The 19,468-nt window shown below is 43.8% G+C and carries 16 protein-coding genes; 8 read left to right on the forward strand and 8 right to left on the reverse strand.

Going from position 1 to position 19,468, the window contains the following annotated elements; translation table 11 throughout:
- Positions 1 to 1,838: acetate--CoA ligase (gene acs, locus PLH26_RS06775; RefSeq protein ID WP_324585244.1), on the forward strand; the 1,838-nt coding region annotated here is incomplete at its 5' end.
- 150 nt (positions 1,839 to 1,988) lie between these two features.
- Here acs and PLH26_RS06780 read toward each other — a convergent pair.
- Positions 1,989 to 2,351, reverse strand: coding sequence for a hypothetical protein (locus PLH26_RS06780; RefSeq protein ID WP_324585245.1), 363 nt, complete (start codon positions 2,349 to 2,351; stop codon positions 1,989 to 1,991).
- Positions 2,352 to 2,938: 587 nt separating this feature from the next.
- Here PLH26_RS06780 and PLH26_RS06785 point away from each other — a divergent pair.
- The 7 genes from PLH26_RS06785 to PLH26_RS06815 are packed head-to-tail and all read left to right on the forward strand — an operon-like array spanning position 2,939 to position 8,795.
- Positions 2,939 to 3,586 carry a hypothetical protein gene (locus PLH26_RS06785; protein WP_324585246.1) on the forward strand — a complete coding sequence of 216 codons (648 nt, stop codon included), beginning with the start codon at positions 2,939 to 2,941 and terminating at the stop codon, positions 3,584 to 3,586.
- Positions 3,576 to 4,130, forward strand: a complete 555-nt coding sequence (locus tag PLH26_RS06790; protein WP_324585247.1) for a hypothetical protein — start codon at positions 3,576 to 3,578, stop codon at positions 4,128 to 4,130. The genes PLH26_RS06785 and PLH26_RS06790 overlap by 11 nt, the downstream gene beginning before the upstream one ends.
- 17 nt (positions 4,131 to 4,147) lie before the next feature.
- On the forward strand, positions 4,148 to 5,221 hold the full coding sequence (locus tag PLH26_RS06795; RefSeq protein WP_324585248.1) for a hypothetical protein: 1,074 nt from the start codon (positions 4,148 to 4,150) through the stop codon (positions 5,219 to 5,221).
- Complete coding sequence (locus PLH26_RS06800; protein WP_324585249.1) at positions 5,218 to 5,838, forward strand: hypothetical protein; 621 nt, start codon at positions 5,218 to 5,220, stop codon at positions 5,836 to 5,838. Before PLH26_RS06795 ends, PLH26_RS06800 begins: the two co-directional genes overlap by 4 nt.
- A 9-nt stretch (positions 5,839 to 5,847) precedes the next feature.
- Positions 5,848 to 6,888 carry a hypothetical protein gene (locus PLH26_RS06805; protein ID WP_324585250.1) on the forward strand — a complete coding sequence of 347 codons (1,041 nt, stop codon included), beginning with the start codon at positions 5,848 to 5,850 and terminating at the stop codon, positions 6,886 to 6,888.
- Positions 6,889 to 6,930: 42 nt separating this feature from the next.
- Complete coding sequence (locus PLH26_RS06810; protein WP_324585251.1) at positions 6,931 to 7,923, forward strand: hypothetical protein; 993 nt, start codon at positions 6,931 to 6,933, stop codon at positions 7,921 to 7,923.
- Positions 7,924 to 7,949: 26 nt separating this feature from the next.
- Positions 7,950 to 8,795, forward strand: a complete 846-nt coding sequence (locus PLH26_RS06815) for a hypothetical protein (RefSeq protein WP_324585252.1) — start codon at positions 7,950 to 7,952, stop codon at positions 8,793 to 8,795.
- A 400-nt stretch (positions 8,796 to 9,195) separates the two neighbouring features.
- Here the strand turns inward: PLH26_RS06815 and PLH26_RS06820 are convergent, their stop codons facing one another.
- The 7 genes from PLH26_RS06820 to PLH26_RS06850 all read right to left on the reverse strand — a co-directional run bounded on the left by PLH26_RS06820 (position 9,196) and on the right by PLH26_RS06850 (position 19,468).
- Positions 9,196 to 10,263: an ABC transporter substrate-binding protein gene (locus PLH26_RS06820; RefSeq protein WP_324585253.1), complete on the reverse strand. Its 1,068-nt coding sequence runs from the start codon at positions 10,261 to 10,263 to the stop codon at positions 9,196 to 9,198.
- A gap of 44 nt (positions 10,264 to 10,307) precedes the next feature.
- Complete coding sequence (locus PLH26_RS06825; protein WP_324585254.1) at positions 10,308 to 11,027, reverse strand: ABC transporter ATP-binding protein; 720 nt, start codon at positions 11,025 to 11,027, stop codon at positions 10,308 to 10,310.
- Positions 11,017 to 11,805 carry an ABC transporter permease gene (locus PLH26_RS06830; RefSeq protein ID WP_324585255.1) on the reverse strand — a complete coding sequence of 263 codons (789 nt, stop codon included), beginning with the start codon at positions 11,803 to 11,805 and terminating at the stop codon, positions 11,017 to 11,019. The genes PLH26_RS06825 and PLH26_RS06830 overlap by 11 nt, the downstream gene beginning before the upstream one ends.
- Before the next feature lie 222 nt (positions 11,806 to 12,027).
- The gene (locus PLH26_RS06835; protein ID WP_324585256.1) at positions 12,028 to 13,821 is read right to left on the reverse strand and encodes an acyl-CoA dehydrogenase FadE; all 1,794 of its coding nucleotides are present in this window, start codon (positions 13,819 to 13,821) and stop codon (positions 12,028 to 12,030) included.
- A 96-nt stretch (positions 13,822 to 13,917) separates the two neighbouring features.
- Positions 13,918 to 14,358, reverse strand: coding sequence for a MarR family winged helix-turn-helix transcriptional regulator (locus PLH26_RS06840; RefSeq protein WP_324585257.1), 441 nt, complete (start codon positions 14,356 to 14,358; stop codon positions 13,918 to 13,920).
- A gap of 127 nt (positions 14,359 to 14,485) precedes the next feature.
- Positions 14,486 to 17,803 (reverse strand): VCBS repeat-containing protein, encoded by a 3,318-nt coding sequence (locus tag PLH26_RS06845; protein ID WP_324585258.1) that lies wholly within the window; start codon positions 17,801 to 17,803, stop codon positions 14,486 to 14,488.
- 87 nt (positions 17,804 to 17,890) lie between these two features.
- Entirely contained in the window at positions 17,891 to 19,468 is a 1,578-nt protein-coding gene (locus tag PLH26_RS06850) for a SusD/RagB family nutrient-binding outer membrane lipoprotein (protein WP_324585259.1), read from the reverse strand.

Genomic DNA, 19,468 nt, shown 5'->3' on the forward strand with positions numbered 1-19,468 from the left:
CTGAAAATTTTACGTGGAGAAAAAAATGGAACAAGGTATTAGACTGGAATTTCACGGAGCCCAAAATAGAATGGTTTGCAGGCGGCAAATTGAACATCACCGAAAATTGCTTAGACAGGCACCTGAAAACGCTCGGCGATAAACCTGCTATTATATGGGAGCCCAACAACCCGGAAGACAGAACGAGGATCGTTACCTATGAGCGGTTACACAAAAGGGTATGCCAGTTTGCCCAGGTGCTGAAAAACAATGGCGTAAAAAAAGGCGACCGGGTATGTATTTATATGGGCATGATACCCGAGCTGGCCTATGCAGTACTGGCCTGTGCAAGGATCGGCGCTATTCATAGTGTGATCTTCGGCGGATTTTCTGCCCGCAGCATAGCCGACAGGCTGGAAGACACCAAATCCGAATTCATTATTACCTGCGATGGCGCCTACCGCGGCGGCAAGGATATCCCGTTAAAGAGCGTAGTGGATGATGCATTGGTGGGCAATAATCTTGTAAAAAGGGTAATTGTATACACGCGCACCAGGATCCCGGTGAGCATGATCAAAGGCAGGGATGTATGGTGGGAAGACGAGATGCTTAAAGTGACGGATACGCTGCCGGTTGAAAATTTTGGTGAAGCTGAGGAGATGGACGCAGAAGATCCCCTGTTTATTTTGTATACTTCCGGTAGTACAGGAAAGCCCAAAGGTGTGGTACACACTACCGCCGGGTACATGGTATGGACCACTTACACATTCGTAAACACCTTTCAATACCAGCCGGGTCAGGTATACTTTTGCACGGCAGATATCGGATGGATTACAGGGCATAGCTATATTTTGTATGGGCCATTAAGTGCCGGTGCAACCAGTTTGATGTTTGAAGGAATACCTACCTGGCCGGATGCCGGAAGGTTCTGGGATATCGTTGATAAATACAAAGTGAATACTTTGTATACGGCGCCTACCGCCATCCGCAGCCTGATGACCTATGGGCTGGATCCGCTGAAAGATAAAGACCTTTCTTCTTTAAGCGTGCTGGGATCTGTTGGCGAACCAATTAATGAAGAAGCCTGGAACTGGTATAATGAGCATGTGGGTAAAAAAAGATGCCCCATTGTAGATACCTGGTGGCAAACCGAAAACGGTGGCATATTAATTTCCACGCTTGCGGGAGTTACGCCTTCAAAGCCTTCATGGGCTACATTACCTTTACCCGGTGTTCAGCCCGTGCTGGTGGATGACCAGGGGAAAGAAGTTACGGAAAAAAACGAAGAAGGATTTTACAAAGGTAATCTATGTATGAAGGCCCCGTGGCCGGGAATGCTCCGGACAACCTATGGTGATCATGAACGCTGCCGGACCACTTACTTTGCAGCGTATCCCAATTTATATTTCAGCGGCGATGGTGCGTTAAAAGATGATGAGGGAAATTTCCGGATTACCGGGAGAGTAGACGATGTGCTGAATGTAAGCGGGCACCGTATAGGGACCGCCGAGGTAGAAAACGCCATTAACATGCACGCCGATGTGATGGAAAGCGCTGTAGTGGGCTACCCGCATCCCATTAAAGGTTTGGGTATATATGCCTACGTGATCGCAAACAGTTTGCATGGCGACGAAGAGAAAACAAGGAAAGATATATCTCAAACGGTGTCACGCCTGATCGGGCCTATCGCCAAACCTGATAAAATACAATTCGTTACAGGGCTCCCCAAAACGCGCAGCGGAAAGATCATGCGGCGTATTTTGAGAAAAATCGCCGAAGGTGAACCCGATAAAGTAGGCGATACTTCCACCCTGCTCGATCCTGCGGTAGTAGAAAGTATTAAGGCAGGAAAATTATAAGCCGGCAACCAATTGCAGATTCCCCCGAGGCTTGCAACCAGGCCAACAACGGTCAGCATCCTCCTGCGCTGGATACCGACCGTTGTTGTAAGGAAAAAGAACATTGGCCTTTGAGCGATCCGCAGAAGCCAACGCTTCAATAGAAAATATTTATTTGGTGAAAGAAGTGTCTGAATAAGTTGCTATTCCAATGATGTATTTAGTGGGAATACAGTACGCAAGAGAAGGCGGATCCCTGGTAATAGATTTGATAGTAAAATAAAATGGCTTGCCATCACGATACTTTTCGGGAACCTCACCTACGCCTACACAATAGTTGTAGGAGCTGTCGCTAATGACATCGTACCATTTTGGTTCTTTAAATTTTTCGTCAAGTGGTTCCAAAATTTGTATAACAGGCCAGCAGCTTTTTGCCATATACTTTCCTTTAAAAACCGTTTTGTGCGATTCTTTATTACATGCGAAGCCAGCAAGGCAAACAACTGCTACCAGAAAAATCAATAATATTTTCATAACTCTAAGTTTTATACTATGACAGCAAAAACTCATGAACCGTTTCAGCTTTTTACTGGCACTTTTCAGAAGACCGGGTAAGTATCAGAATTTGTGTCATTTATGGTCAAATCATTCAAGGCACGTTCCGGTCAAACAGCCAGACAACCCTGTAGATTGTCATCAGAATCTGTACCACCAACTCTCAGCAGCGTTATTGTAATCGTGTTTTCTCCGCTCACGGGAATCTTTAGTTAAGGGTTATCGTCATCAACTTCATGGCAAATTTTAGAAAATTATACCGACAAATAATTGACCGAAAAGGTGGTTTAAGGAAAATATTTGGGAAAGCAGTGGCGCCTTCTATATGGAAACATAGATACCGTTTCAATAAAAACCATTAATAGAAAGTGGACATAACCAACCCTATACAGTTTACGATATGCAGCAAGTAACATCCACTTAAAAAGAGCTGAAATATTTTTCCTGAATAAACTAAATATTTTATATACCTTTAATAGAGACCCAGCCAGACACCAAAGAAATTGCCCGGAAGTAGTAAAAGATCATGCAGCAGGCTATTCGGCAACCCGGGATGACGGGTGCTTATGATACTGCAAAAACCATACAACCCCCATGAGAGAGATGGATTGAAATACATCCACCACTTAAGGAATTATTGCACAGTTATTAAGAAACCTCGCTGCCTTCTTCTTCCATTTCTTTTAATCATTCTCCAGTCCGCCAATGCTCAAAATAACTCCGGCTACAAAATATTTGAAAGAACACCTTTAGGACAGTTACATATTAATATCCCCCAGCCCGCTACTTTCCAGCCGGTAACCATTACTCCCGCTTTTCCATCATCCAGAACCAATCCAATTCCGGGCGGGCTGCCGGGAAATAATTTCCTGTCTTCAGATGTGCAGCAACAAAACCAGCGTGTGCTGCAGATGCACAATGCCATTGCCAACGGCGGAGGGCACGGATCGTTGCCGCCGGACATACAGCAGGATATGGAAGCGCTGGAGCAGGAAGCGCGGTACAATGAATGGATGGCGCGCACCCAATACTACCGGCAGGCTTACAGCGACCTGCTGCACCTGAACCCTGACAGCTTCTCCATTACGAAGGCGGTTTACCTGGTAGAGAATGCGTGGTACCGAGCAGGTGGGTGCGAAGGCGTGGCTTTCCTTAGCGCCGGAACACTCCTTTGTCCGCTTTGCGGATGCGAGGGGCAGCCTTGTGAACTTTGAAACCACCAATGCAAACCTGGTTTCCAACAACTGGCTGACACAATCTTCATACATCACCGCGCAGGCGCTTCAGAACAGGATATACCTGGACACGCTCTCACAAAGGAACCTGTACGCACAGATGCTGGGCGATCTGCTGCTCGGCTACTTAAAGAAATTCAATTACGATGGCTTTGCCCATGAGATACAGCAGCGGATACTGCAGATCAATCCCGAAAATTTAACAGCCCTGATCGTGGACGCAAATATTAAAATGCAGATAGCCGCCGCCGAAATAAAGCGGGCAGGCAATCCGCCGGAAGAGAAGCTGCCGCAATACCCGGCTGCCTACCGTGCTTACCTGTCCATGCAACAAGCCTATGCGCGGGTGGATGATCTTGGTTACCAGTCAATGCCACCGGAAGCCTACCAGGCATGGCTGAAATCCTTTGAAGCAGCAAAAGAAAAACAGGAAAACAAAGAACTGAAGGAAAAGCTCCAGAAGGAAATAAAGTTGTTGAAAAGCCTCCCCAAACCCAAAGTCATTTACAACAAAAACAATTAACCATAAACTATACACCAATGAGCTACTTCCCCAAACCCATCATCCTCACAGCAGCTTTTATACTTGCTGCATTCTGTGTACATGCCCAGGAAAAGCAGAAAGAATACAATCCCTTTGAAAGCATCGGAAAAAAGGGCAAGGTGATCACCGCCTACGGCGACCGCTTTGTAGAGGTATTTGATACCGGCAGCGTGCAGCGCATCGGCTCTGTGCTGTATCATATCTATGAAAAGAGGATCGTAGTGCTGCTGGATGCGGATAGTCTTTTTAATGAGGTGTCGGATAACTCCAGTGCAAGCCGGTGGTGGAGTGTAGATCCATTGGCAGAGAAATTTACTCACTGGAGTCCATACGCTTTCGTATTTGATAACCCAATACGATTTACTGATCCAGACGGCAGGGAACCTTACGGAGACTTTTTTAATCGTAGAGGTGAAAGAATAGGCACTGATGGCATTGATGACAAAAAAGTGTACCTGGTATATAAAAGCAAGGATGTGAAAAAAGTGGTGTCAAATACCAGTGCCGGGAATACCACACAGGTAAGTGAACTGAAAGATCCTCTGCAACTTCCGAACGCGGATGTAAGAGCGGGTATGAATGATATGCTTGTACGATCTAATTCTGCTAATGATAAAAGAACTGATCTATTTAAGGGGGATGATAATGTGGGAGGGTTTCACGAGGAAGGTGGCTACTTTAACATGAGCACGCTGGTAAATGCCAAACCGGGGCCTAAAACGTCACCCGCGGACGGAGCGGGAACGGTGAACCCCTTCGTAGTAGCTGACCCTGCAGACAGGAATAAAATAGGCGTAGCAGAAGGGACAGTACATATACACCCCAAGGGCCAAACTTCAGGAAGTGGTATAGTAAATGCGGGAAGCGAATTTGTACAAACTCCGTCCAGGGGAAGCTACGGACAAAGAGATGACTACAGCGCCTTTGGTGCAGCGCAGAGCATGGGATGGATAACAAAAGGAGGATACGGCATTGTAATAGGCGCCCGGACAAACCAGGTAACATTTTATAATGCAAATAAGGACAAGGTAACAATTCCACTTTCCGTATTTTTAAGCATAGGACAATGAAAAGAATAACTTATCTGGTGCTGGCGGTATGCTTCATTGCTATGAAAGCGAACGCCCAAATTCCCCAAAATGAGGACAGTGTAAAGCTTTTGTATGAAAAGAACGTATTAGCAAAAGAAAGCAAAAAGCATCGCAGATACCATCTTGAAATAGTGGGTGAAATAAACGGAATAAAACAAAGCGCCAGGCATAGCAAGTTCGGCTACATTGATGCTGATGGTACATGGCATACAGTTAAGAAGAACAGAAAAGGCTTTATTAAAAAGAAACCATCAGTATCAAGCGATTTTGTACGCTTCTATATGGTAACGAGCAGGAATGATACGATCATGTCGGCTTTTATAAATAAAACGCTGCTTATGCGCGGCGGCACAATGCACTTTGGAATTGTCACAGACTATAAGGCGGAGGCACGAAAAGTGGATACAGACCAGGACTACTGGCTGGAACTAAGTAACAATAACCAACTATACTTTTCGGTACTTACCAACAGTTTTTTAAGGAAGGAAGCATCTGACAGCCTGCATGCAAACGAGCAGGTACGCTATTTTATCTTTCAGCCATTTGCAGAAAATATGGAAACCGGGCAGGTGAAATACAATTATTATTTTAAATAAGGGCTACCTATGAAATTTTTACTGTTATCCATACTGGCTTATTGCTTAAGCCCTATGTCAGTGACCGCTCAAGGCATTACAACCCGGCTAAAATTTGAAAAAGCTTACCAGAAGATAAAGGGAATGATAGACAGGAATGAAAAGCATTCTTTTAAAAAGGCGGTTTTTATATCAGAGAATGTTTTTTTGGATAACATGATTGAGGAAACTGAATTTGAAAACCAGATAACGATACTGACTACATTAGTGAAGGGTTGGCAAATAGCGAATCCAATACATGGTTACAGATATTCGGACAGCATAAATTTTAATAAGAACCTTGCTATTTATAAACTTTTAAAAGATACTGTAAAGATAATGCTGCCGGATGGACAGATCCTTGAAACAGAACCGTATGGCTATGACTTTAATGATTTTTTCGGACACTGGGATTGGAGAAATATGTTTGTAACAAAACTGCTTGCCACACATGCGGGCAATTGTCACTCATTGCCGTACTTATATAAAATATTGTCGGACGAACTGGATGCAACCTGCTGGCTAGGATTTGCCCCCAACCATATTTATATAAAGAACCGATGCAAAAAATCAGGCTGGTACAATACGGAGCTAACAAGCGGAAGCTTTCCGGTGGACGCCTGGTTAACAGGAAGCGGGTATATTCCTCTTGAAGCCATTCAGAACCGCATATACATGGATACGCTCAGCAATCAGCAGGCGATAGCATTGTGTGTGCTTGACCTGGCTAAAGGCTATGAATTTCAGACTAAGAATTATTATGACGGGTTTATTATAAAATGCTGTGATCTTGTGCTGAAGTATCATCCAAAGAATGTGCAGGCAATGCTGCTGAAGGCAGAAACATTAAAGAGAATATATGATAAGCAGGAGAAAGTCTCCGAAGCCGCCGCTGCAACCTTTGGAACAATGGAAGGACTTTACACCAGGTTGTTTGAACTGGGCTATCGTGAAATGCCGGAAAGCATGTACAGGGAGTGGTTGCAAAGCGTGGTGACGGAAAAGGAGAAATACACGAATAAGAGATTGTAAGATAAGAGTGCGGCAAAAGATTATTGTGAAATAACAAGAAGGATGCTGGAAAAGATCAAAAGAAAGGCAAACCTTGTATTGCTATCCCTTTGCTGCCTGATCTCTTTTAAAGGAGCCGGGCAAACCACTCACGCAGTAAAGGATACAGTATATGTGATCTTGTTAAAGAGCGCTTTGGAAAATAACCGACCTATTGCTTCTTATGCCGTTTTAAAAGATTTGTCCTTATTAGGAAGATTAAAAACCATTGCGGATCGGGATGCATTTATTTGTGAACTGTTTAAGCATTCAACAATATTTGAGGAACCATCTTTTACCCTTAGTCAAAACCTAAAGCTGTATAATTTTGCTTCTGAAGGAGAACAGCAGGCATATTTAAAAAAGCTATCAGGAAAAATCGCCAGGCTCAACAAAAATTTTACCTTCATCACACGCCAGGCATTCAGCAAGGGCAACACGATTGAGATATCCGGCGCGAAATTATACGGTGAGTTTTGGAGGATTCCTGAGGAACCGGAACAGCTCAACAACTATAGCCACAGCTTTCTCATAGAAAAGGAGTGCTACAATAAAAGCTATATCTATAACCTTAAAGATATAAGCCGGTCTTCTAAAATAAATAAAGAAGACAGGGCATCCATCCTTGCTTCAACGGCATATCCAGAAGCAACTGTAGATACAGTGGTAATGAATTATCTAAGACATGTAAAGGACGGTCCTTTGCCAACACTGGAAGTTGTTAGAAAAAACAAGAGGAAGTCAGTAAGAACATCCAATTTTTACTTAAATCCGTACGCTAACATACAAAACGACAAAATAAGTATCGCGGCTTACATATTTGGATCGGGGACATCGCATTCCCGGAGATATTATTTACTGGAAACAGTAGCAAACAATAAAACTCAATACAAAATCATAGATGACGCTACTAAGGAGGGTGCGGTTAACAACCTGTTTGAATATTTAAAAAAATTTGAACTGACAGATGGGGAAACGTCCGAATTGGTAAGAGGATTGACCTTTGTTTACAATTAATTTAATAGAGATATTTTGTAAAAGCCATGAAACTGCCAATAGTGTTTATACTTCTTATCGTGGCATGTAATTGCCCTTGCGGTGAAAAGAATTCAGGGAGTATGTATTCCGGGGTTACGCTTGCAAATACTGAAGATATCTTTCCGGACATACATGACCTTTATGATTACAGATCGCTCAGACCCATTGATATTAGCCTGATCTCCGATACCCAACAGTTAGCAAAATATGTTGTGGATATGTTTGGCGAGGAAGTGCAGTGGATAAAGCCAACGACTGTCATCCTGAAAGAAGCATCCGTTGACGTAATGGGATTGGGTAATTCCTTGATTTACGAACTGGAATATGGCGAATCTTTTCCCAGCATTATGCCGACCAGAGGATATTTGATAATCAGCCGAAAACTACAAAAAGCCGCGGTGTTGTACCTGGATGACCTGCGCCTGATAAAGATATCTCCGTTGGATAAAACGTACTTGTTAGGAGGTTTTTACCAGGTAAGGGCCAAAGGATATTTTCATATTTACGAAAAACAAGACAGTCTGTTAAGTATCGTTTTTACAACGTTGGATACTTCAAATTGTGCTAACGGAATACCCGTGACAAACTATGACTTAGGTTGTATCAGTTATGAACCTTTTCAATTGAATTTCAGCAATGAGGATGTAAATCATGACGGGCTGAATGACCTTACATTTAAGGGAAAGGTCAACTATTACTGCGAAGGCTTTGAATGGAACATAGGAAGGAAAGACAGGAAGCCATTTAGATCAGAAAATGTAAAAATTACCTTTCTGGCTGAAAAACGAGGCGATCGAGCGTTTTGGAAACTCTATGACACAACTATTTGCAAAAAACTCAATCAGCAATGACGGGTATAAAATGTATCAACCTTGTGATAATTCTATTTTTTCTTTTGCCAAAACCCAGCTTGTCGCAGGATAGTGTTTTTAATAAAATCTCCCGATTTTTACAACCAGGCTTACGGTTAGCTTGATACATCTTTTAGAACAAAACCAGGATGCTTCTTTCAAAAAGGCTAACGGATAATGAAGCTATATCTATATTTTTTGTTATTGATCGCAACCAGTCATGCCAGCGATCAAAACAAGAAGGGCTATATCTTTTCAATCTCAAAGGAGGTGGTCAAGTAAATTGAAACTTTGAAGAAAGATGGTATACATACTTTCTTAACCTATCAATGTGGCTGCACCGGGTGCGAAGTTAAATCGTCATCCGAAACCTGTAATTACAGCAATGAAAATATATTCTTCATTTTATCGCGGGTATCCACGCTTCGTCAATAGGAGCAGGCGTTATTACCTGCGGTACAAATTCGCGGTCAATCAGCTCATTCATCGGGATGTTTTTTGTGAGCAGCTTTAACTTTATTCCCTGGTCCTGTATATGCTGCAGGTCTTCATCTGCAGGTGTAAGCTGCAGGTAGCTTACCCGTTTGGGGTTGGAGGTTAATACATAGTTCAATACTTTTTCATCCTGCCTGAAATAGGGAGACGCAAGTTTGGCGGCTTCTGCCCGGTGCGTTTCGGCCCATGCGCCCGATTCCGCTATGCCTCTTACGAGGTCTTCTACCACACCGGGGTTTTGCTGTATCAGGTCTTCGTGCACCACCAGCGCGCAGGAAATAAAATTAGGCCAAATATCCCGGGCATAGTACAGCACTCTGCCAATCCCGTCTAACTCCGCTTTTGCACAAAAAGGCTCTCCTACAAAATAGGCATCAATAGCACTCGAAGCAAGTGAGGTAGGCATATCGGGCGGAGGCAGAATAATGAATTCAATGTCGTCGGGTTCCATACCATATTCATCCATCATTTTGTGGATCACAAAATTCTGGTTGCTGTACAGGCTGGGTATGGCCATTTTTTTCCCTTTCAGGTCTTTCAGGCTTCTTATCTTACTGTTTTTTCCTACTATTACCTGCGAGCCATCCCTGTGACCAAGGTAACAGATCTTTACCGGAACGCCCTGCTCCCTGAGCTTCATGGCCAGCGGAACGATCATAAAAGTTGCCTGTACCTGCTTGGCTTCCAGTGCGCTGACTACAGTGGGAAAATCGCTAAAAACCCTTGAATTGAAATTGGTATTGGTTTGCGTGGTTTTAGAAGCAAAATCTGTAACCGGACAGGTAAGATGACAGGTAACCGGCAGGTAGCCCACCGTTAGCTCACGGGTAGCTTTTTTGTTAACGCCTTCATGTATAACATCTCTTGCCGTAGCTGCACCGTTTTTTGCCCAGGGCTTATAACGCAGCAGGCCCAGGGTTGTTAAAACAACCGCTACACCCAGTATCAGCTTGCCAAAAGTAAATTTATGCACTATCCGGTTTTATGTGAGCTCAAATGTAGCTTAATTATTTATTGCTACAGTCCCAAAGCATGTAATATTTCCTTCATGGCTTCAATAACTGAACTGCCGGTGAGGTCTCTCGGGCGCGCTGTATGGATCAGTAATTCCCTGCATATGGTTGCCGGTCGGCTCGACAGCACCAGAACCCTGTCGGCCAGTTGCGCAGCTTCTTCGATGTCGTGGGTTACGAAAACAACAGTACGCGGACGCTGCTTCAATATTCTTACCAGCTCCAAACGCATCCGTAACCTTGTTTGATAATCCAGGGCAGAAAAAGGCTCATCCATCAATAAAATATCCGACTGGCCGGCCAGGGCTCTGGCCAACTCCACGCGCTGCCGCATTCCTCCTGATAGTTCGTGAGGGTAATGACCTTCAAAACCCTCCAGGTGGATCAATTCAACCAGCTCTTTCTTTTCCTTTTTGCGCTGTGAAATATCATCAATCGTTTGTAAACCCATCTCAATGTTTTCCCCAACGGTGAGCCAGGGAAAAAGCCCGTCCTGCTGGTATACCGTTCGTATATTGCCTGTTCTTTGCACCGTGCCGGAAACAGGTTGTATATAACCCGATAGCAGGTTCAGTATCGTTGTTTTACCGCAACCGGAAGGCCCCACCAGCATAACCACCTCGCCGGCGTTCACCTGTAAACTCAGTTGATCCAATACACTGGTAGCGCCATAGCTGTGCGACACATTCTGCAATACCAGGCTTACATTGTTTTTACCGTTCATATCCCCATCTTACGTTTGGAAGTTTGGTTAATTGAGACAACAACCTGTCTATACCCATGCCCAGCACACCGATCACGATCATATAACATACCGCCGAGTCAAGCCGCAATCCATTCCTGGCTTCCCAGATGCCATAGCCCAGGCCGTCCTGGCAACCCACCATTTCCGCCGCTACAATTACTATCCACGAAATGCCGTAGCTTACGCGCAGGGCGGTTATTACCTGCGGCAGAACAGAAGGGAAGGTAACTTTTGTGAGCAGATCCCGGCCGGTATAATTATAATCTTTCGCCACCCTGAAATAAATACTCGGTATGGTAGCTACGGCAGACATGGTAGCCAGTGCCAGCGGAAAAAACGTAGCCATAAATATCAGGAATACAGCCGGTTTATCACCAATATGGAACCAGAGTATAGCAAAGGGTATCCAAGCCAGGGGCGATAAGAAACGAAAGAAATTCAGCATGGGTACAAAAGCCTTCCTGGCATACAAATGCTGGCCCAGCCATAGCCCTAATGGAATACCCAATGCGGCGGATAGCACAAAACCAATTGCCACCCGCCACAAAGAAGCAATGATATCATTTATTAAACGCCCCGCCAGAAACTCTTCTTTAAAGCTTTTTATTACTGCTGCGGGAGATGGCATGGCATATGCCGGGAAAAGACCGAAATAAGAGGCAAGAGACCATAATAGTATTACTGTTGCCAGTACTATAGCGGGCAATAAGATGTGGATCGTCTTTTTTTTACGGATCGCATTTTCCGCGCCTGTCATAAATGTGCTGATTGAGGTGCTATGGCCAATTCCTGAAAATTGAAAATAAGCAGAATATACGAATCTGCGTAAGGAGCGCCCTGAGCAAACAATGTGTTGCAACAAAAGCTACCTGAAAATGACAGGTATAAAAGCGGTCTGACCCTCCTCTGTCGGGTACCGACCGCTTTTTTGTGCATGAGTTTATACGACCAGGCGGCAAAAAGAAAAAGCCTGATGCGGTTAAAATGAATACCTGTTATCGCCGATCAGTTTATCCGCTATACGTCTCCGCGCATCTTTGCTGTTGAATGGTTCCGCTTTAGTGAAACGTTTCACACCCAGCAGCATCATGCGTTGCTCATCTCCTTCGGCAAATGCGTTAACGGCATCGCGTCCGCTTTTATTTACCCGGTCGGCCGTGTCGTACAAATAGGTACGGACCATATCAAGAGATAATGCAGCAGCGGCTTTACCCTGCCGGTCCACAATTTTAACGGCTCTTAACAAGGCGCTCTCGGCATGAAAAACATTGATTGCCATATCGGCGATATGCATCAGTATTTCCTGCTCGCTTTCTATTTTCATCATTAGCTTTTGCACCGCGGCTCCTGCCACCATAAGAATCGCTTTTTTCATATTAGCGATCAATTTCAGCTCTTTGGCAAAAGGCGCATCATCGCCACTGCCAAAATCAGGAATGCTCATGAGCTCTTTCTGAACGGCAGTTGCAGGGCCCATCAAATCGAGCCTTCCTTTCATCGCACGCTTCAAAACCATATCTACCGTGAGTAAACGGTTAATTTCATTTGTTCCTTCAAAAATGCGGTTAATGCGGCTGTCGCGGTACGCCCTTGATATAATGTATTCTGCGCTGAACCCGTTACCGCCATGTATCTGCACACCTTCGTCTACTACAAAATCCAGCACTTTACTGCCAAACACCTTGAGCATAGCACATTCAATGGCATATTCCTCCGCACCTGCCAGCAGGGCTTCGCTGAAAGGCTTTCCTTCCTGCACTAAGGCCTGTTCTTTATCATCAATCCATTTTGCCGTTCTGTACAACGCGCTTTCGGCTACCCATATGCGTATGGCCATTTCCGCTATCTTATGCTTCATGGCGCCAAACTGTGCTATGGGCTGCTTAAACTGCTCGCGGGTATTGGCATATTGTATAGCGGTGGTTGCTGCCCCCTTTGCCCCGCCCAGTGCCGCAGCACATAACTTTAAGCGCCCGATATTCAGGATATTAAAGGCAATGATATGTCCTTTGCCAATTTCACCCAGCACATTTTCCACCGGAACTTTGGCATCCTGGAAATAAAGCTGCACGGTAGAAGAGCCTTTGATGCCCATTTTATGCTCCTCGGGACCCTGCGTAAATCCTTCTGTATTACGATCCACTATAAACGCAGTAAATTGATCACCATCCACTTTAGCAAACACGGTATATACATCGGCAAAGCCGCCATTGGTGATCCAGCATTTTTGTCCGTTCAACAAATAATATTTACCATCGCTGCTCAATTTGGCGGAAGTTTTAGCACTCAGCGCATCGCTGCCACTGTTGGGTTCCGTAAGGCCATAAGAACCTTTCCATTCGCCAGTGGTTAACTTAGGTATGTATTTTTCTTTTTGTTCGGGTGTTCCAAAATACAATATGGGTAATGTGCCGATTCCTGTATGTGCAGCTATGGCTACGGAAAAGGAAAAGCCGCTTCCCAGTCCTTCATTTACCAAAGTGGAAGTAACAAAATCTTTACCCAATCCACCGTATGCTTCGGGTATGGATACGCCCAGCAATCCCTGTTCACCCGCCTTATCAAGCAGGGAAGGCATTAGCCCCGGCTCCAGTTTATCAATGCGTTCAATAACAGAAAGTACTTCGCTACCAACAAAGCTGGTACACATTTCCATGATCATTTTTTGCTCCTCGTTAAAATCTTCAGGAGTAAAAATGTCTTCCGGCTTACTTTCCCTGATGATCCATTCGCCTCCTTTTGTTGTGGTTGTGGCTGGTGCTCCGGTATTCATACAATTGTATTTTTTATGTTAAGCAATAACGATGTTTAATTTAAACGTAAGTTCGAAATGAAATAATATGAAAATCTTTATCCCGGTACCAATTTATCATTTGAGGTTATCATATACTCTCTGCAAAACCGATTTACACACTTCAATCTCTTCGGGGCTAACACCACCCAATGCCTCATTAAGCGTTTGATTGGCCATTTCCATAGTTTGATCCCTGAGTGTGGCCGCTGCTTCGCTTAAACAAATCATGTTTATTCTTCTGTCTTGTGCAGAAGCCACCCGTTTTACCAGTTTCAACTTTTCCAGGTTATCTACCAGGCGGGTTATGCTTGGCTTATCTCTGAAAGTAGCATTGCACAATTCCTGCTGACTTAGCCCGTCCTGTTTCCATAAATGATACAAAACACTCCATTGCTCAATGGTGATATCAATGCCATGCTGCTTAAAATTTTTCTGCAGCCGTCGTGCTATTGCCGTGGATGCCACTCCTGTTATGAAACTGTATAATTCGCCTCTTTTAAATTGGTTGCCGGACATATAGTTAGTTATGCAACTAATTCAAAGCTATACAATATCCTGTTAATTCAAAACTTATTTTCGCGTTTTTAAACCTGTGATAACAACCCGAATGACAAAGGGAGATTTTGACTTTGAATGAGCCAATTTAATCAAAAATGTAGGAAACGAGCGACGTGTTATTCATACCCACCAGCAGCAGGTTTTTGCCTGCCACATGTATAGTATCCATAAAACGAGTATCGCCGCGCAATTTTAAGCCGCTTTTATATTGTGGCAGGTAGCTGAATCCTCCTTTGCCGTCTCCTATCAGCATAGCGCCATGATTGGCTCTGTACCGGCCAAACTTAATTCTTGTCCATGCATTATTGCCTGCAAGAAGTATGTCTTTTTTCCCATCTGCATTAAAGTCGGCACACACCATGGCATAAATTGGAGCGTATTGGGCTTCCTGCGGCAAGGGCTTCATTGCAAAACCGGAATCACCATTGTTTTGCAAATAAACGGTTGAGAGTAGTTCAACATTGAGCAATCCGGCATCTTTTAACTGTTCTTCCGAAAAAACCCCGTTGATTGTGGCATTGGCATAGCTGCTGTAATCATTAAACTTCTTTTTTAACACCGGCAGTTGTTCAAGCAGATCATCGCGCGAAGCCGCAGGATAAGAAACGCCATTGATATAATAGCAAAAAATAGGATCAACAGAACCATTGCCATCAAAATCTTTGTAATAAATGCTAAGCGGTTCTTTTTCGCTGGCCCTGAATTGCGCATTAGAACCCAGATTCCCGATTATGATATCCGCATCTCCGTCGCCGTCAAAATCATCGGCCAGTATTTTGTTCCACCATCCCGACGAAGCAAAAGGTATATATTTTGCTGAAGCATCCTCTAATTTTCCATTTGTATTAATGAACACTTTTACCGGCATCCATTCACCCACAATAATAAGATCGGGTTTCCCGTCTTTATTCAAATCGGTCCAAAGGGCATCCGTTACCATTCCAATATGTTTAACGGAGGGAGCGATGGTTGATGCTTCATCTGTAAAATTTCCCTTTCCGTCATTTAACAGTACATAGCTTTCCGGCGCAATTGGGTATTTACCGGGAACCACTCTTCCTCCAACAAACAGATCCATATCGCCATCGCCATCTATATCTGCAGCTTTAACACAGCCGGTACTGGTTATCATTTGCGGCAGGGCATTGCCTGCTTTTACAAAACTTCCTTTACCGCTATTGATATATAACCTGTCCTGCAATAAAATATCTTTTTCAGCAAACTCATACCCCCCGCTTCCTACATATAAATCGGGATGCCCGTCACCGTTAGCATCAAAAAAAATCGCAGAAACATCTTCAGCTAATGAATCGTTGCTAATATAAGTCTGATTTGATGCCGCAAAAGTTCCGGTGGCGGTTTGTATAAACAATTGCCCGGGCTGCCCCTTGGCGCCGCCAATAAACAGGTCATCCCGGCCGTCTGTGTTTACATCGGCTTTGGCCATACTGGGACCCTGCCGGGATAAATAATTGGGTAGCAGGTGTTGTACGGTAAAGTCGCTGAAATCATTTTCTTTATGCGTGAAATTCATTATACTTTTCTCTGCCAGGTAAGGTGCAGTTGCTATGCTGCCGTATTGCCATTTCTGTTCAGCCTCCTTAATATCTATGCTCAGTAGCTGGTTGGCGGGAACCTTCCGCAGTACCTGGAACTGATCATTTGGCCAGACAACCTGTATTGAATCAATTTGTGCATGTTTACCAATACCAAAATTCAATACATGATCAACAGATGACTGGTAGCCCCTTACAGGAACCTGTTCCTGGTAAAAAACCTGCCCCCTGCAAAAGAGTTTTACTTTGGTGCCTATACCGGTTGAATTTGCCGCGTTTCCTTTTAAATTTATTTTTAGATAATGATTAGGTTCTGTTGCTGAGCCATTGTTTTTATATATCCCGGCGTAATCGTTGATATTATTGATTATTATATCCAGGTTGCCGTCGTTGTTCAGATCGGCATAGGCGGCGCCCGCGGCCACCGTTTTGTGATCAAATCCCCATTCCGTATTACTTTTGGTAAACGTATTGTTCCCGTTGTTTTTGAATACAGTACTGATTAAATGGTTAACGGGCATTTTATTGATATACTCCTTTACAGCATCTACTTTTTGCCCGCTGCGTTGTTTTACCGCAAGGTCAACCGAATATTTTATAAAGTCCATATCAGTATAGTCTTTCACATAGCCTGTGGTAGCCAGCAGGTCTTTGTTGCCGTCGTTGTCAAAGTCCGAAAGCAGGGCAGCCCAACTCCAGTCTGTATTGGATATCCCTGCTAACTGGCCTATTTCGCTAAAAGTGCCGTCGCCATTGTTTTTTTGCAGCATATTGCGGCTATACTGATAATAAAAACCCAGTTTAAAAAGCATTTGAAATTTGTCAAAATTTTCAGCTCCGCTATGCATTTTCTGGGTACGGTTATCTTCGGGTAGCATATCCAGCGTAACCAGGTCAATAAGGCCGTCATTATTGAAGTCTGTCGCATCGGAACCCATTGAATACAATGAAACCTCATCCATGCACTCGGCCAATTTATCGGTAAAGGTTCCGTCTCCGTTATTGATAAACAGGTAGTCGTGCTCATTAAAATCGTTGGAAACATACACATCAGGCCAGCCATCGTTATTCACATCGGAAACTGCAACACCCAAACCAAAGGTCAGCACATTCGACGTTATACCCGCTTCAGCAGTTACGTCGGCATATACAGGATGTGGCTTGCCCGATATATTGCCTTCATTGCGGTAAAGTTTACACTCAAATGCGGCGTTGGTTTGTTTACGCCATCCGGGATTTTCAACCGCGCCTGTAGTGTATTGCTGTAAAGAATGGTTGATCAGAAACATGTCGAGGTCGCCATCTTTATCATAGTCAAAAAAGCTTGCCTGCGTTGAATAGCCGTTGTTAGCCAACCCATAGGCTTCTGCCGATTCTGTAAAACTGAGATCGCCATTATTGATAAACAGCAGGTTTTTCCGCATAGAAGTGCCGGCATCGGCGGATCTGCAGATATAAATATCCAGGTTACCATCACCATTAATATCTGCCATTGTTGCTCCTGAGCACCATCCCTGTTTATCAGCAATACCACTTTTATCGGTTATATTTTCAAATTTAAAATTGCCTTTATTGAGGTATAGTCTGTTCTTCACCATATTACCGGTAAATAAAATATCCGGCAGCCCGTCGTTGTTGATATCGCCGGTAGCAACACCGCCGCCGTTGTAAAAATACACGTAGTTTAACACGTTCAGGTTCTCATTCTCAAACAAAGTGTTTTGAAATTCTATTCCTGTATCGGCATGGTCAAGACGGGTAAACAGTTTTTCTTTGTTATTATCCGCACACGATAGAAAATTGATAAGCAGGAGAAACGAAAAGATATTTACACTTTGTTTGATCATACTATCACGTTAAAATAATTGTGATATGAAATATAAAAAAATTCCACCAGACGGCTGGTGGAATCTTCCGAAAAATACAAACTTGATTTAGTTCTTATCCCACCAAAGCGGAGTGGTAACTTTATCCTCACCACCAAGTAAACCTATGGCTTTTTCTACTTCTTCTCCGTTGGTCTCTTTTTCTGAATCCAAAAAAGGAATTCTTCTTATCCATTGAGTTGTTGTATTGGTTATATCAGAATTTTCTGAATTGGCCACAGGGTAAAGTTTTAGTACACGGCTTCTCCTGTAATCGGCCCAACCTTCCATCCCGTCGGGAAATAATGCCAGCCATTTTTGGGTAGCTATTTGTTCTTTTTGCACGTTGGGATCAGTTCCAAACTTAACCGGAATGTTTGTCAGGGCCGGAGAGCTTAAAAAATCATTTGGGGCAACCGGCGTTGCAGTACTATTGGTATATGCAGTAATTACGGCATTATCCGTAACTCCCCATTGCTTAAGCGAGTTAGCAATGCCTGCTTCGTATAGTTCCTTTGCAGTTCCATTCATATTCCAGCCCAACAAAGCGCCTTCGGCACGTAAAAAGTAGGCTTCAGCGGTTGGCATTATATTTTGTGGCGTTTCCAAATGAGTGCCATCTCCTCCAAAAGCGGGAGAAGACCACCTTTTGCCCACATGAGAATTATTATCTGGTTTATTCGGGTTTGATTCGAGCTGAGCGGCCGTTAGTCCATTTCTTAATCCTTCATATGTACCGGTATTTTTTGCAGGTGAAAAATAAACGGGCATTCTTGGATCATCGTACCCCTTTAATACAGATTCCATGGAGGCGCTCATACGAAATTCATTCCAGTCAGACATGATAGATAAGCCATTACCATCATCGCCTTTGGTTGAACGTGCAATTAGTGCATCGTCATCCGGACTGGTAGTCATTACGCCATCTGCTACTGCGGCTTCTGCTTCTGTTTTAGCCCTTGCGGGATCCACCTTTGACATTCTCATTGCCAGACGCAAACGAAGTGTGCTTCCAAATTTTATCCATTTCGCTACGTTGCCTCCATATACCAGATCGTAAGAGCCGTAAGGAGTTTCGCCGGTTTTACCTTTTAATACCGTTATTGCGTCGGACAAACGCTTCAAAAAATCATCGTAAATTTTATCCTGGCTATCGTAAGGAACAGAAACGCCTGGCTGACCGGCACTAAAATAAGGAATAGGCCCCCAATAATCAGTAACCTTGTGAAACACATATACCCACCAAATATTTGCTAATGCATATTCGGCGGAGCCCGGATCTGTATTTTCAAAGATGCTTTGTAACTGCGGCATAACATCTGTGTACATCGGCCTGAAAGCAGCGCCTACCCAGTCCTGACGTATGAATAAACGATCTGAGGGGAAGTAAGTAGCTGTGCAGGCAAAATATTGGGCGTATTGATCCGCAAAAAGATTTTGTGCTACCTGGTAGTTCCACTGACTATTGGTACCAATAGATTGGGCTTTAGAGAAAAGAAAAGGAAGTTCTGCAGGTCCTATAATTGCAACACTGTTCTGGTCGGTATTGATTTCCTCATATTTTTTTGTGCAGGAGAAAGCTAACAGTAATAAAACTGATATGCCTGCCACCTGCATGTTCCCTGCTAATTTTTTAAATCGTTTCAT

The sequence above is a fragment of the Agriterribacter sp. genome (assembly GCF_035444585.1).
GTDB lineage: Bacteria > Bacteroidota > Bacteroidia > Chitinophagales > Chitinophagaceae > Agriterribacter.

Excerpts from the sequence above, each read along its gene's own strand:
- PLH26_RS06780 (WP_324585245.1), bottom strand. The coding sequence starts at position 2,351 with ATGAAAATATTATTGATTTTTCTGGTAGCAGTTGTTTGCCTTGCTGGC.
- PLH26_RS06785 (WP_324585246.1), top strand. The coding sequence starts at position 2,939 with ATGATACTGCAAAAACCATACAACCCCCATGAGAGAGATGGATTGAAA.
- PLH26_RS06795 (WP_324585248.1), top strand. The coding sequence starts at position 4,148 with ATGAGCTACTTCCCCAAACCCATCATCCTCACAGCAGCTTTTATACTT.
- PLH26_RS06800 (WP_324585249.1), top strand. The coding sequence starts at position 5,218 with ATGAAAAGAATAACTTATCTGGTGCTGGCGGTATGCTTCATTGCTATG.
- PLH26_RS06805 (WP_324585250.1), top strand. The coding sequence starts at position 5,848 with ATGAAATTTTTACTGTTATCCATACTGGCTTATTGCTTAAGCCCTATG.
- PLH26_RS06810 (WP_324585251.1), top strand. The coding sequence starts at position 6,931 with ATGCTGGAAAAGATCAAAAGAAAGGCAAACCTTGTATTGCTATCCCTT.
- PLH26_RS06815 (WP_324585252.1), top strand. The coding sequence starts at position 7,950 with ATGAAACTGCCAATAGTGTTTATACTTCTTATCGTGGCATGTAATTGC.
- PLH26_RS06825 (WP_324585254.1), bottom strand. The coding sequence starts at position 11,027 with ATGAACGGTAAAAACAATGTAAGCCTGGTATTGCAGAATGTGTCGCAC.
- PLH26_RS06830 (WP_324585255.1), bottom strand. The coding sequence starts at position 11,805 with ATGACAGGCGCGGAAAATGCGATCCGTAAAAAAAAGACGATCCACATC.
- PLH26_RS06835 (WP_324585256.1), bottom strand. The coding sequence starts at position 13,821 with ATGAATACCGGAGCACCAGCCACAACCACAACAAAAGGAGGCGAATGG.
- PLH26_RS06840 (WP_324585257.1), bottom strand. The coding sequence starts at position 14,358 with ATGTCCGGCAACCAATTTAAAAGAGGCGAATTATACAGTTTCATAACA.
- PLH26_RS06845 (WP_324585258.1), bottom strand. The coding sequence starts at position 17,803 with ATGATCAAACAAAGTGTAAATATCTTTTCGTTTCTCCTGCTTATCAAT.
- PLH26_RS06850 (WP_324585259.1), bottom strand. The coding sequence starts at position 19,468 with ATGAAACGATTTAAAAAATTAGCAGGGAACATGCAGGTGGCAGGCATA.